Consider the following 13,928-nt stretch of genomic DNA (forward strand, 5'->3'; position numbering starts at 1 on the left):
CACTTTTCGTGCCCTTCCATAAAAAAAACCTTTACATTTATCCTTTCAGACCGGGAATACCTCAGCTTTTGACCATTCCGGGCAATTTTTTAAAATAATTTTATTCCATTACGGTGGCTAAGGAACCCTCAATCATACAAAAAAGGGTTGACCGGGTCAGGCGCCTGCTCAAATCCCCCAATGCCCATATACGGGCATTGATGAGTGTATTGCACCCCACAGAAATTGCGCAGGTGCTGGAGGACACCACACCTGAAATTCAGGAGAGGATTTTAAAGGAACTTCCCCCGGAGCTTATTTCAGAGGCCATCTCGGAAATGGATGAAGATACCAATCCGGGGCAGCTCCTGACCTTACTTCACCCGGAGATTGCCTCTGCACTCATCAGCGAACTGGCACCCGACGATGCTGCCGACCTTTTGGCCCAGATTCCGGAGGAGTACAAGCAGAAAATCCTCTACTATATGCCGGCAGAGGATGGCTCGGTCATTACAAAACTCCTCACTTACGAAGAAGATACAGCGGGCGGCCTGATGAACCCTGAGCTCGTAGTTGTCAGAGTTTCGATGACAAAACTCGATGCATTAAGGGAAGTAGTGAGGCAGTCGGAAGATCAGGATGAATTTTACACAATCTATGTAGTGGATGAGGAAAACCGGCTGGTGGGTTTTCTCACTTTCCGGTCCCTGTTTCTCGCCCGGAATACCGAGCCTGTGCGAAATATCATGGAAACCGAAATCATCTCGGTAAGTGTCAATACTGACCAGGAAGAGGTTGCCAAAATGATGGGACAGTACAACCTGCCTACACTTCCGGTAGTAGATGAAAATAATATTCTTCTGGGTCGGATCACCTTCGATGACGTCATGGATGTCATGGAAGAGGAAAACACAGAAGACATTTTGAGTTTTGCAGGGGTATCAGACGGAGAAAACCTTCGCGGAGGCTGGTCCAACGCAGTAAAAAGCCGGATGCCGTGGTTGCTGATCAATCTGATTACGGCAGCTATAGCGGGGATTGTTATTTCTATGTTTGATGCGACAATTGAAAAACTGGTTTTGCTGACGACACTTATGCCGGTGATTGCAGGCGTTTCGGGAAATGGCGCTACACAAACACTCGCCGTTACGATACGTCGTATTTCTACCAATGGTATTCCCGCAAGAAAAGCACTGAGAGTGGTTTTGAAGGAAGTAAGTGTAGGGGCGATCAATGGCTTGATCCTCGGTGCAGTTGTATCTATTGTGGTGACGTTCATCAACCCCAATCCCAATCCTCAGTTTGTGGCAATCATGGGACTGGTGGTATTTATTTCCATGTTTGGAAATCTTATGCTTGCCGGTTTTGCGGGTTCTTTCATCCCTATTACCCTGGAGAGGCTGGGGGTTGACCCGGCCGTAGCCTCTTCCATATTGATTACGGCTTTTACCGATATTGTAGGATATCTTCTACTTTTTGGGTTGGCGGCAAAAGTATTAATCCCGCTTGTGAGTACGGTCGCTGAGGCCGGAATTAATTTTATCAATCCCATCCTGTAAATCTGCGCGGGTGCTGCGATCTGTATTGGTTTCAATCATTTCAATATCACCATCCCGAAGGCGAATGATCTGCTGAGCATATTTGGCAATATCTTCTTCGTGCGTTACAACGATAATCGTATTCCCGGCCTGATGCAGATCATCAAACAGACCCATAATTTCATAAGAGGTTTTGGTATCAAGGTTTCCTGTAGGCTCATCGGCAAGAATGATGGACGGGTTGTTGACCAAAGCCCGGGCAACGGCAACGCGCTGGCGTTGGCCACCTGAAAGTTCGTTGGGTTTATGGTTCATACGGTCTGCCAGTCCGACACTGTCGAGGACCTCCTTGGCCCGCTGGTTGCGCGCAGACTTATTCAAACCGGCATATACCAGTGGAAGCGCTACGTTTTCAAGGGCTGAAGCCCTTGGCAAAAGGTTAAAAGTCTGGAAGACAAATCCGATTTCTTTGTTTCGAACATGTGCGAGATCGGCATCAGCCATATTGCTGACATTGGTGCTATTGAGAAAATAGTTCCCCCCGGAAGGAGTGTCGAGACAGCCCAGTATATTCATCAGTGTGGACTTTCCGGAACCCGAAGGCCCCATAATCGCGACGTATTGGTTGGGGAAAATTTCCAGCGAAACAGCGTTGAGCGCGTTAATGCTTACCGTGCCCATCTGATAGGTCTTGCGAATGTTTTCCAGCTTAATGATTGGCTCCATACAACTATACTGTTGAATCTAATAACAGGGAATCTGGATGAAAGTTACAAATCTTTCCCCTGCTTCGGACAGTTTTTTTGTCAGAGAACCTCAGTTATCATAGATTTGTGTATATTTCATTTCAATCTAAAGCCATCGACCGCCATATAAATGCCTATATGACGCTTCGTAACATATGGATTCTTCCTGTTTTTCTGCTGAGCATCCCTGCTTTGTGGCTTAGCTCCGGCTGCGGGGAAGAATTTACAGAAGAGCCTCCGTTTTCCATGGTAACAGACACCGTTTTTCTCGATGTCGATGCATGGTATTATATTGGAAAAGAACCCAGTCAGATTGATGGCGTACTCGCCTATCCGTTTTCCTACCAGATCTTTGAAACCTTTTTTGATGGTTTTCTCCTCAATGCGCAGGATCGGGTTTATTCCATTGGAATTGATGAAAAACTCGAGGACCGTGCGGTATTTCTCGATACCAAAATGGTAGCAGGAGATACGCTTTATAAAAATTCTTCCTTCCGCTACAACCTGATCATTGATGTAAAACGCGATGAGAAGACGGGTGAAGAAGTGTATTATATTCTGCGAAGATCAAAAATAGGGGTGAGGAGAATCAGAGAACGGGCCATTTGGGTAATTTCTCCCAGCCATGGGATCCTGGCAGTTGCAGATTTCAGTATCGGCTATACAGATGGTCAGGTTACGCTGAATATGGTTGGCGATCCTGACTATTTCCGCGATCCGGCACTGATTCAGAAAATCAAATACTACGACAACGACATTACCTGGCTGGTAGATCAGGACAGGCATATCATTTATGAGTTTGATAAAAATAAAGCCGTTCTCAAAAGCCGCGATTTTCAGGCTGGAGAAGACTTATATGAATACAAGTTCAATAAAACCAATACCCGCGAGCTGATCGATTTTCAAATAAAACTGGAAAACAACTCCGTCAAACTCATCGCAGGCGATTCATGTTTCTTCTTTTCAGATCTGCTCGAACTTCAACGGTCGGCTTCCTGTGCCAACGAACGGTAACTCCGCATGACACTGTTTCGGGGGGAATTTTTATTCCTACCCATTCTACCCGCCTTTTTGGTATTTTTACCGCGGTAAACTGGTAACTATGAAAAGAATGAGATTTTTTTCTGTTGTTCTGATTATTATTCTTGGTATATCTTCCGGGTGGGGACAAAATAATTTGCCCGGTGCCTGGCGAGCTTATCTCAATCATACAGAGTGCATTCAGGCAGCAGAGATGAACGGTATTGTGTACACGCTCTCTAAAGGAGGAATGTTTGCCTATGAACCGGAATCACAGGAGACCCGCACTTTCTCCACAATTGATGGACTGAGCGGTATTAACCCCACCACCATTTACCATGCAGAAGCAAATGGCAGTATTTTCATTGGCTACGAAAGCGGAATGATCGACTACTTCTCGGACGAGGGAAATATCAACTACCTCTCCCAGATTCAGACAAATACTTTTTATACCCAAAAACGAATCAACGAGTTTTTTGCCAAAGACAACCGCCTCTATGTCGCAACAGATTTTGGCCTTGTCATCTATAACCTCAGTGACGGATTGCCTGTAACTGATGTTACGCAGTTTGGTTTAGGAAACCCGACCCGACTGAAAATCACATCCGTAACCGTATTTAAAAACCGGATTTTTGTGCTGGTACAAAACGTAGGCATATTCAGCGCAGATGAAAACTCAACCAACCTGAAAGATCCCTCTGTATGGACCCCCGAAGACGAATCGACGGGATTCCCGGCAACAGAACCTGTATATCAGTTGAAATCAACCCCTACGATTCTGCTTGCCCGCTCTGATACGAGTACCTACTTTTCTGATGGTTCCTCCGGATGGGCACCACACCCCAAACTTACCGGCAAACTCGATCGCCTCTATGCATGGGGAGAAATTGTTGGCGGATCGCGGATCAACCGCACCTCTGTGTTTTACAACGAAACTGATCAAATCACCTTTTTTATAGACGGTGGGGTAGAAGATGTGGTCTATCTCCGCAAAAATGTATTCCTCGTCGCTACAAGATTTAACGGGCTTCAGTACTTTGATACTTATGAAGTTTCCAATGCCACACCTGATGGTCCGCGTACCAACGACTGCATCCGTATTGCCGCAGGTAATGGAGAATTGTACGTAGCTCCCAAAGGTTATGATCAGGCATTTACCCCGGAAGTCTCCACACTGGGTATTTATTATTATACCGCCCAGCAGGGCTGGACTTTTCTGGATAAAGACCAGGGGCTTGACCCCAGTGTATCGACAGGATTTGCCCGCGTTACGTATGATGACAACACCGCTTCCACCTGGGTCGGCTCATGGGGTTCCGGGTTAGTAGAATTGAAAAATGGCCAGCAGGAAGCTTTTTACAACTGCCAGAATGCAGGGATTTCCACCATCAATGCAAACTGCAACCTCACCAATCGGGAGAATTCGCGGGTCAGCGGAATTGACCGCGACTTTTCCGGAAATCTTTGGATGTCACTCGATTTTGCCCGCGAACCGCTAATGGTACGCGGTACAGATGGCAACTGGTCTGCAGCACCTTCATTCCGTTTTCCCCAAAATCACCATATTATCGATATGATTGTCGATGATTATGGAAGCAAATGGATGCTCAATGCCGAGCAGGGCGTGCTGGTTTATCTGGACAACAATACCCCCACAGATTTTGACGATGACCGTGTAATATCGCTAAAAGCAGGACTCAATCAGGGAAACCTTCCGACGAATCAGGTCTATTCCATTGCCAAAGATCTTGACGGGTTTATCTGGGTGGGAACCGGCCAGGGAGTTACGGTATTCTATGACCCATACAGCATCTCACAAGGCAAAATTGTGGATGCCAGCCCCCCGGTCTTTGAGCGGCGGCCATTGCTGAAAGATGCAATTATCAATGCCATATATGTCGATGGCGGAAACAGAAAGTGGTTTGCCACCAATGATGGCGTATTTTTAATGTCAGAAGACGGCGACGAGGAAATCTATCATTTCAATGAAGCAAACAGCCCGATCCTTTCCGACGCAGTCAATGATATTGCCGTGGATAACAGCACGGGGGAAGTCTTTTTTGCCACAGCCAGAGGTATCATCAGCTTCCAGGGAGATGCTACAACCGGAGAAGACAATTGCAATGATATATTGGTTTTCCCTAATCCCGTTTTCTCAGACTATGAAGGCGTAGTAACCATTCGCGGTACAGGCCTGGAAAGCAGGGTAAAAATCACTTCGGTTTCGGGATTGCTCGTAAAGGAAATCCGCTCTCAGGGAGGGACTGCCATTTGGGACGGAAGAGATGTGTATGGAAACAAAGTGAGATCAGGCGTTTATCTGGCGCTGATTTCCGATAGAAATGGAGACAATGGATGTGTGGGAAAATTCACCGTAATTGCACGCTAAACTTTAGTTGCTGACTGGAAGTTAGTAGCTTTACACGAAACTCCGATCCGCGTGAAACTTATATACCTCACTCAAGAAAATCTCAAAGACCGCCTTTTTATAAGAGACCTGGTCTTCAGTTATAAAATCAAGGAAAAAGCAATCCTCATTCACGATACTTTTGGCGGTACAGTCCGGGATACCCGGTTTGTCACCAAACGGATATCCGCGCTCCTCAGCGAAACGATGGTATATAACAATGCCTTCAGCGCAGATCAGCGAAGCCTTTTTTCAATCAATGAAGCAGGAGATACCGAAATCAACACCGAAAAAATCATGAATCTCCTGGAGCAAATCCAACTTCTGATCATTGGTCCTGTAATCAAAAAAGGGGAAACTCCCACGCTCGCCGATCCCATACATCTGGTGGAAGTCGCCAAAAACTATCTGGACATTTCGGAGATGGTTGTTTTTACTTCAAATCCGCTTTCTCCCCTGGGTGCCAAAAACATCCGGATTGAGACGGATGAGGATCTTGAAAAAATGTTGGCCATATATGAAGAAGAAGCCTCCGCCATCCGGCTGGCACACAGGCTCCGCCCCGCCCGAATTGCCTCACCCGCCAACTTTTCCCAGTGATACTGAAAACCGAAGGCATCGTATTGCGCACCATGCGCTATCAGGAACACAACCTGATCACCACACTTTATACCCGTGAGCACGGGATACGGAGTTTCCTGATTTCAGGCTTTCGGTCTGCCCGCTCAAAAGGAAAACATAGCTATTTTCAGCCGCTTTCCATTATTGATATTATTTTCTTTTACAGGGAAAACCGCGACCTGCACAAAATCACGGAGAGTAAAGTCAGCCATCTGCTCCTCGAAGCTCAAACCGATCCGGTCAAACTTTCGCTCGGACTCGCCATTATCGAAATCTTTTTTGATACAGTCAAAGAGGAAGAGCAAAACGAGGAAATGTACGAATTCCTCCGGCAGGTCATCGTGATGCTGGATGTCTCGGAGAAAAGGTTGATTCAGCTATTTATTTATTTTCTGCTTCACCTCACGCGATTTTTGGGATTTTTTCCCAATGACGAAAGTGATGGGATGGACAGAGTAAAATTTCTTCCCCGCGAGGGAGTTTTTCTTCCCGATCAAGCAGCAAACGATGAAGTCGCACAAATGCTGCGAAAGTTTATCTATTCCACATTAGATCCTCTGCCTGCGGAGGAATCATGCCAGCACATCATTTTTTCCTCCCAAACAAAAAAAAATATCATCAAAACCTTGTTTGAATACTACCGCCTCCACATCGAAGGGTTTAAGTATCCTCAGACCATGAAGGTTTTTGCAGAGTTGTTTGGCGACTGATCAATTCTTTTTCGCCGCCCACATGGCACCGGCGCGAATAGATTCCTCAAAAAACGGGCAATCCTCGACATGCGCTCCCGGCAGATAACCCGTACTCATCAAAAATTCATTGGTAATCTCTCCGCCTGTAAAGGTGAATGTTTTCTTAAACAACTTTATCCAGGCCTGCTTTTCCAGTGGATGATGATGGTCGAGCCAGCCCTTAAATGAACCAAACGCCTGCTGCAAACGGAGAACGCTTTGTGCATTGGTAACTGCAGCCTGGATTTTGAGGCGGTTTCTGATGATTCCCGGATTATTAAGCAGGCGAAAAAAATCTTCCTCACCAAAATTAGCAATCGACTCAATGTCGTATCCGGCATAAGCTTCTCTGAAATTTTCCTGCTTGTTTAAAATAGTCGTCCACGACAGGCCCGCCTGATTGATTTCAAGTATCAGTCTGCCAAATAATTCATTGTCACTGGAAAGCGGAAACCCATACGCCGAGTCGTGATATACACGATGTACACTGTTTGCTTCCATACGACTGACTGCTTCGCAGTAGGATTTAGGTTTTTCCATTGTTCAAGTGGTGATTTTTTCAGAACTTACCAACTAACCGGTATGTGATTTTAAACTGAAAGCTATGAATACCCGAGATAAAATTCTTCACTGCATATATGAAGATATGAAAATATTTGGCTTTCAGGGTTTGCGACCCGATAAAGCAATTGAAAAGCTGGGGCTCAGCAAAGGCGCCATGTACCATTATTTCAACAATAAGCCGGAGATCGGCTATCTGATTGTCGAGGAAATCATTCAGCCCGAATACCTTGCGCCATTTATACCCCTGCTTTCCTATGAAGGGGATCCCATAGACTATATTCAGCAAAATATATTCCTTCCCATGCAAAATCAGGCAACTGATCATACGCTGAGTCTCGGGTCGCCGGTTCATAATCTCGTACAGGAAATGGCGCCTTTAGACGAAGGTTTTCGCACCCGACTGGCGATTATTCTCGATACCGCCCGGGATATTATCGCAGACAGCATCCGCCGTGGCCAGGAAAAGGGAACCATTGTACCCGATATCGACCCCAAACAAATCGCCGGGTTTATCCAGACAATGATCGCCGGAACACAGGGAATGGCTCAGGCTTTCCGCAACAAAAACCTGTTTTCTGCCAGTCTTGAGATGACTGCTCAGGTCTTGGATGGCTTTCGAAAAAAAACAGAGTGACAAAAATCATCTGCTTTTTATTTATAATGATTCTAAATAAGCTTGGATTTCCACCACGTCTGGTTATTTTTGCCCCGTTATTTAAAATCATTCTAAATAAGAACTTATGTATTCACTTCTTAAGGGACTCCGGTGGCTCAGTCTGGGGCTCGTATTTGCAAGGTTGTCAACCGCCTATGCTCAAAATCTTCCGGCGCAACCAGCTCCCGGGGATTCGGTAAAAACCTATGAAATGCCTCAGGTGTCTATTTTCCAGAAATCCTATGGGCTTTTCAATCATATACCCGGATCAGTGGGTTATCTGGATAAAAAAATAATAACCCGAATTCAGCCTCTTTCAGGAAATGAGGTATTCAGAAAAGTACCAGGTATTCATGTAGTTGATGAAGAAGGCCTGGGACTTCGCGCCAATATAGGTATCAGAGGCCTTGACCCTGACCGAAGCAGAAGCGTGCTGATTCTTGAAGATGGAGTACCTGTAGCGCTGAGTCCTTACGGTGAACCGGAAATGTATTATACTCCCGCCATTGACAGGATGCAGGGCATTGAAGTTCTGAAAGGCAGCGGGCAGATTCTGTTTGGCCCACAAACTATCGGTGGAGTCATCAACTATATCACCGCAGATCCGCCCGAATCGCATGCAGGAAGTGCATCCGTTACAGGAGGAGAAGGCGGATTGTTTCGCGGCCTGTTTAGCTACGGAAATACATCAGGTAACGCAGGCTTTAAGGTAAACTATCTTCGCAAACAGGCAGAAAACGTTGGCCCCACAGCTTTTCGGATTAACGACCTTTCAACCAAAATCAAACTCAAGTCGGGAAAATCTACACTTGGACTTAAACTGGGCTATTACGACGAAACCTCCAATTCTACCTATATCGGGCTGACTCAAACCATGTACGACAGAGGAGGAGAAGATTTTGTACAAATGGCACCTGATGACAAGCTGAATATCCGGCGGTATTCGGCCAGTCTGGCACATGATTACCGGATTAATACAAGGTTAAGTCTGAAAACCATCGCTTTCGGCTATACCACTACCCGCGACTGGCGAAGGCAGGATTTTTCGTCAAACCCACTGGCATCCAACCAAACAGGCGTCGTATGGGGTGATACGTCTGTGGCGGGAGGTGCGATCTATATGCGTGACCAAAACGGACACAGAAACCGGGCATTTGAAGTGGCAGGAACAGAATCACAACTTACGGCGACGTTCTCTACCGGCAGCATTCAACACAAACTGCAGACAGGAGCCAGATATATGTTTGAGAAAGCATTTGAACAAAGGGTCAATGGCCAGAAAAAAGATGCAGCTTCCGGCAAACTGGTCAGTGATGAAATACGAACCGGAAATGCCATCAGTGGCTATGCACAGGATAAAGTTTATCTGACAGATAATTTGTCGGCAACTGGCGGAGTAAGATTCGAATACTATGATTATACAAGGAATATTATTCGTTCAGCAGAAATCGATACCAGTATTATCGCAGAAAATACTATCAGCCAACTGATTCCCGGAATAGGCCTGAATTATCAGGCAGGGAATTTCATCACCATTTTTACAGGTATCCACAGAGGGTTTGCGCCACCAAGGGTAAAAGATGCTATTTCAGACAATGGCGTGGTTTACAATCTGGATCCAGAACAGAGCTGGAACAGTGAAGCGGGACTCCGGTTAAAAATTGACAATAGCTTTTTTGCAGAAGTCACCGGGTTTTATATGCAGTTTTCCAACCAGATTATCCCGGTTTCCGAATCTTCGGGAGGAACAGGAGCCGGACTGGTAAACGGAGGAGAAACCCGGCATATGGGAGTAGAAATGGCTTTTTCAGTAGATATTGCCCCATTACTGCATTTAAAAGACTATTACTTTGGATTAAATGCCAACATTACCCTGATGAATGCGACCTTCAGACAGGATCGTTTTATTCAGGCAGGAGCAGACAGAATAAATATTAATGGTAACCGCACGCCTTATTCTCCCAATATATTTATCACAACCGCGCTTTCCTTCGAATCACCGCATGGCTGGGGAATGAGTCTCAACGGCAACTATACCGGCGAACAATTTTCTGATGAGCTAAATACTATAATGGCTTCTCCAGACGGGAGAACAGGGGTTATCTCTGATTTTTACACGATTGACGGCACAATCTATTATTCACTTCCACGGATACCACTCGTGTTCAGAATCTCCGGAAAAAACCTTACAAACGAGCGATATATCGCATCACGTCGCCCGCAGGGGATACGGGTAGGATTGCCCCGGTACCTGTCAGGAGGTCTCGAAATTACCTTCTGATCCGGAACCAAGAAATTTAATAGGCAATTTTAAACCATTTTATTAAATTTCAGTCCCAACAAACCATCCGGCAATGTTTTATCGTTAAGTAAAATATTGCCGGATGACCTGCAACCCGGAAATCTTTATTTGATCCTTTGTTTTACTAATTTAAAAGTACACATGAAGTCCAGCACTTTTCGTTTGTATTTTCTTTCAGTAGTAGTTTTACTTGCTGCCTGTAAAAGAGAAGATGTTCCGGTAAAAGTATATGATGTCCCTTCTGAACTTCAGGGCTATATCGACTTGTTTGAGCAGGAAGCGGCAAAACGCGGGCAAACAATCAATATTGATAACCTTCGGGTACTATATGAAGGGGATCTCGTCAATGGCACTGCCGCAGGTACATGTACCTATCCTCACGCCGATGATCCCATACCTACTGTAAGGTTTGATACAACCTCTCTCAACTGGACCAATAATGCTTCTTCGAAAGAATTGCTGGTTTTCCATGAACTGGGGCACTGTGTGCTCAACAGGCGTGAACACCGAGACGACCTGCTTCCCAATGGAAACTACGCCAGCATTATGAGAAGTACCGGCGCGCAGGTGTATGGTGGTGCGCTCAACGATTATAAGCGCGATTATTACCTTGATGAATTATTTGACCCCACTACACCTGCACCAGATTGGGCTACCAATTTCCCTGAGTATGTATCACCCGGAACATCTGGGCTTACTTCTGTTTTTATTGACAACTTTGTAGATAACCGCAACTTCTGGAATCTGGGAAGTTCGGCGAATGTCGCAACAACCATCAACAACAGTATACTGGCTTTTACTTCAAAAAGTGAAACCACAGCCTATTTTACCACCAAAACTACGGATTTAAAACCCACCTCTGATTTTGTCATTGAGACAAGTATGAAAATCGCCGCCGGAGAAAATTCTGTTATGGTTCAATGGGGCGGGCCGGGATCAGATAAGCTCAACTTCTTTGGATTCACACCGGGTAAGTCAGCGTTTGTCGGCAACTGGACAGAGGGAATCGTCGCAGCCAGAGAGCTCACCAACATTACACCGACCGAATTTACCAAACTCACCATCCGGAAAGAAGGGAGTAAGTATTATCTGTATATCAATGAAACCATTTTTGACGTGCTTGCTTACGAAGACTTACAGGGAAGTGTCATTGGTTTTTATGTAGGGGCACTGACAACATTGCATGTCGACTTCATACATGTTTACGAAATGTAATTACCAGGTCAATAGTTTAACGGCTTCGGGTACAGCCTGAACCGGAAATTTGCACATCTTATCCTGACATACATAGATATAGGTAGCCCCCTCCACCTTTTTATTTTCCAGCAACTCGAGTTTGCCTTCGGATTTTCCTCCCAGGAGAAATACATTGGGAAGATATTGTGTTTCCCATTCCTTCCGGAAAGCCTCCGCATGATCACCAACAATCGCCACTTCGTAAGGCGGCCAGGTAAACCAGATCTCTACAATTCCCCAGTTAGAAAAATAGGGCGCCTGCTTGGCTACATTTTCAGATACACCTGTCAGCATCCGCCGGGCCCGGTCAATATATTCCTGTTTGTAGAGATACGTGCCAAGGAGGAATAAACCTTTTGCCAGAGAGGAATTGGATGCGGGAATAACATTATCCGTAATTTCTCTCGAACGGGTAATCAGTTTTTCATCATCTCCAGAGGTGTAGTAAAACATTCCGCCCTTTTCATCATAAAAATGCGCCAGCGCATATTTCATCAGCCGGTCAGCCTCAAACAGCCACTGTTCGTCAAAAGTAACCTGATACAAGGCGACAAATGCTTCAATGGTAAAACTGTAATCATCCGCAAATCCATTCACGGAAGAAGTTCCGTTCTTAAAACTTCTGTAAATGCGGCCATCCTTCTGGATTTGTTTTTTCCGGAGAAATGCGGCATTTGCAAGCGCACGTTGAAGATATTCGGGATTTCCGAATACGCGGTACGCGTCTGTATATCCCTTGAGCATCAGAGAATTCCAGGCAGTAAGACTCTTATCGTCGAGTCCGGGACGCACCCTTGTCTTACGCACTTGCAGCAACACATTTCGCGAATGATTGATGAGCGAATCAAACGCCTCTTCAGGAAATCCCAGTCTCTCCGCTGCTTCTGCCGACGACTCTCTCCGGTAAAGGATATTTTTTCCCTCCCAGTTTCCTGCCCTTGTGATATTGTAATATTCGAGAAATGAGCTGGCATCATCTACGAGCAGGGAATCAACTTCTCCCATTCTCCACACATAATATTTCCCTTCCTCTCCTTCGCTGTCGGCATCCAAAGAAGAATAAAATGCGCCGGAAACATCGGTCATCTCTCTTTCGACAAATGCCAGCGTCTCTTCCACAATTTGTTTATAGAGCGGATTTTTTGTCAGTTGATAGGCTTCCGAATACAGACTTACAAGCTGGCCGTTGTCATAGAGCATTTTTTCAAAATGCGGAACCTTCCACATCGCATCTGTCGAATAGCGGGCAAAACCTCCGCCCAGATGATCGTAAATGCCTCCCGCCGCCATCTTGTCAAGCGTCGTGGTAACGGCTTTTAACGCATCCGCTTCACCAGTCTGTGCATAATAACGCAGCAAAAACTGGTGAATGTTTGGCATAGGAAACTTGGGTGCTTTGTTTAAACCGCCCTGATTGAAGTCTATCTCGTTCACCAGATTTTTATAGACTTCAGCCATATTTTCTTTGGTAAATTCTGTCTCTTTTTCAATAAAATCGCCATAATCCAGCCGCTGAATTCCTTCTGTCAGTTGTTCTGATACCGATTTCAGTTTTTCAGCCTCATTTTTTTTCAGCCCGATAAAATGATTGAGCATACGCAACCATTCATCTTTAGGGAAATAGGTAGCAGCAAATACCGGTTTCCCGTCGGGCATAGCAATGGCATTGAGTGGCCAGCCGCCTTTGCCGGTGGTGAGGTAAGCCACGTTCATATATATCTGGTCGATATCGGGCCTTTCCTCGCGATCGACTTTGATCGCAACAAAGTTTTCATTCATGATCCGCGCCACTGCAGTATCTTCAAATGATTCATGTTCCATCACATGACACCAGTGGCAGGCAGCGTAACCAATGCTGATGATCAGTAGTTTGTCTTCATTTTTGGCTTTATTCAACGCCTCTTCTCCCCATGGATACCAGTTGACGGGGTTATGTGCATGCTGTTGAAGATACGGACTGGTACTGTTGATCAGTTGATTGGTGTAGGGGTGTTTTCCCTTATTGATATTTTTCTGTGTCTGGCTGTTGCAGGAAGCCGAGAGTAAAATCAATAAAAGAAATGAGATGCCGGATACTTTTCGGTTCATGACCTGTGGGTTTAAACCTAAAGATACAGAAAAGAAAACCT

The 13,928-nt window shown here is 45.5% G+C and carries 11 protein-coding genes; 8 read left to right on the plus strand and 3 right to left on the minus strand.

What is annotated here, in order from left to right:
- The first annotated feature begins 113 nt into the window (after nt 1-113).
- Nucleotides 114-1,538: a magnesium transporter gene (mgtE, locus tag R3D00_00565; protein MEZ4771638.1), complete on the plus strand. Its 1,425-nt coding sequence runs from the start codon at nt 114-116 to the stop codon at nt 1,536-1,538.
- Here mgtE and R3D00_00570 read toward each other — a convergent pair.
- On the minus strand, nt 1,476-2,243 hold the full coding sequence (locus tag R3D00_00570) for an ABC transporter ATP-binding protein (GenBank protein ID MEZ4771639.1): 768 nt from the start codon (nt 2,241-2,243) through the stop codon (nt 1,476-1,478). The two genes, mgtE and R3D00_00570, sit on opposite strands and share 63 nt — an antisense overlap.
- Before the next feature lie 158 nt (nt 2,244-2,401).
- Here R3D00_00570 and R3D00_00575 point away from each other — a divergent pair, with 158 nt between their 5' ends.
- The 4 genes from R3D00_00575 (at nt 2,402) to recO (ending at nt 7,021) form a co-directional block, all read left to right on the plus strand.
- Nucleotides 2,402-3,277 carry a hypothetical protein gene (locus R3D00_00575; GenBank protein MEZ4771640.1) on the plus strand — a complete coding sequence of 292 codons (876 nt, stop codon included), beginning with the start codon at nt 2,402-2,404 and terminating at the stop codon, nt 3,275-3,277.
- Between the two features lie 88 nt (nt 3,278-3,365).
- Nucleotides 3,366-5,672, plus strand: coding sequence for a hypothetical protein (locus R3D00_00580; GenBank protein ID MEZ4771641.1), 2,307 nt, complete (start codon nt 3,366-3,368; stop codon nt 5,670-5,672).
- A 51-nt stretch (nt 5,673-5,723) separates the two neighbouring features.
- Nucleotides 5,724-6,290 carry a hypothetical protein gene (locus tag R3D00_00585; GenBank protein ID MEZ4771642.1) on the plus strand — a complete coding sequence of 189 codons (567 nt, stop codon included), beginning with the start codon at nt 5,724-5,726 and terminating at the stop codon, nt 6,288-6,290.
- Nucleotides 6,287-7,021 carry a DNA repair protein RecO gene (gene recO, locus R3D00_00590; GenBank protein ID MEZ4771643.1) on the plus strand — a complete coding sequence of 245 codons (735 nt, stop codon included), beginning with the start codon at nt 6,287-6,289 and terminating at the stop codon, nt 7,019-7,021. The genes R3D00_00585 and recO overlap by 4 nt, the downstream gene beginning before the upstream one ends.
- Here the strand turns inward: recO and R3D00_00595 are convergent, their stop codons facing one another.
- Entirely contained in the window at nt 7,022-7,582 is a 561-nt protein-coding gene (locus tag R3D00_00595) for a DNA-3-methyladenine glycosylase I (protein MEZ4771644.1), read from the minus strand.
- Nucleotides 7,583-7,646: 64 nt separating this feature from the next.
- On the opposite strand from R3D00_00595, the gene R3D00_00600 reads away from it, so the two are divergent.
- The 3 genes from R3D00_00600 to R3D00_00610 all read left to right on the plus strand — a co-directional run bounded on the left by R3D00_00600 (nt 7,647) and on the right by R3D00_00610 (nt 11,778).
- Nucleotides 7,647-8,240 (plus strand): TetR/AcrR family transcriptional regulator, encoded by a 594-nt coding sequence (locus R3D00_00600; GenBank protein ID MEZ4771645.1) that lies wholly within the window; start codon nt 7,647-7,649, stop codon nt 8,238-8,240.
- A gap of 106 nt (nt 8,241-8,346) precedes the next feature.
- Complete coding sequence (locus R3D00_00605) at nt 8,347-10,542, plus strand: TonB-dependent receptor (protein ID MEZ4771646.1); 2,196 nt, start codon at nt 8,347-8,349, stop codon at nt 10,540-10,542.
- Between the two features lie 162 nt (nt 10,543-10,704).
- The gene (locus tag R3D00_00610; protein ID MEZ4771647.1) at nt 10,705-11,778 is read left to right on the plus strand and encodes a hypothetical protein; all 1,074 of its coding nucleotides are present in this window, start codon (nt 10,705-10,707) and stop codon (nt 11,776-11,778) included.
- On the opposite strand, the gene R3D00_00615 is transcribed toward R3D00_00610, so the two are convergent.
- The gene (locus R3D00_00615; protein ID MEZ4771648.1) at nt 11,779-13,887 is read right to left on the minus strand and encodes a thioredoxin domain-containing protein; all 2,109 of its coding nucleotides are present in this window, start codon (nt 13,885-13,887) and stop codon (nt 11,779-11,781) included. It abuts the gene before it with no gap.
- Nucleotides 13,888-13,928: the final 41 nt, after the last annotated feature.

The organism is Bacteroidia bacterium (genome assembly GCA_041391665.1).
GTDB lineage: Bacteria > Bacteroidota > Bacteroidia > J057 > J057 > JAGQVA01.